A 507-nucleotide genomic window follows, 5' to 3' on the forward strand; every position below is an offset into this window, starting at 1 on the left:
CGCAAATTCCCAACCCGAAAGGGAGATAAAATGACCGCCATCGACCCGACACCCGGTGCATCAAAGCCCGTCACCCTGCGCGTGCTCTTCATTCTGAACGCGCTGAAAATCCTGTTGGCCTTTGGCTTCTTTGCCGCCTTCAAGTTCCACGGGTTGCAGGTCGGAGAGCTGGCCGGACCGCAAGCCGCCAACCTGATGCTCTATACGATGCTGGGGTACATGGTGACTTTTACCTGCATCATCGCCTCCATCCTCAAGCGCAGCATGATTGGCATCCGCGCCGCGATAGCCGTTGATTTTCTGGTCTCGATCCCGGCGACCGCGATCATCGGCTTTATCATCGCGATCATCAGCATGGGCCTGACCTTCACTGCCCCTGTCCGCGCGTATTTCGCGTATCGTGGTTAAGATGCGCATCCCGCCCCGCGCGGCATGACGAGGCGCTGGGTTTGATCGAAGAAACAGGCAACGCAGAAAGGACGGCTCCATGACCACCGAACCGGGGAT

The 507-nt window shown here is 58.4% G+C and carries 1 protein-coding gene; it reads left to right on the forward strand.

All coding sequences use genetic code 11. From position 1 onward, the window contains the following. Positions 1 to 30: 30 nt before the first annotated feature. A complete protein-coding gene (locus ACR0DO_RS19645) occupies positions 31 to 408 on the forward strand; it encodes a hypothetical protein (protein ID WP_480561131.1) in 378 nt (125 codons plus the stop codon). The last annotated feature ends 99 nt before the right edge of the window (positions 409 to 507 follow it).

The sequence above is a fragment of the Ruegeria sp. AM9 genome, from assembly GCF_056540565.1.

Coding starts and splice junctions, on each gene's coding strand:
- ACR0DO_RS19645 (WP_480561131.1), top strand. CDS start 31: ATGACCGCCATCGACCCGACACCCGGTGCATCAAAGCCCGTCACCCTG.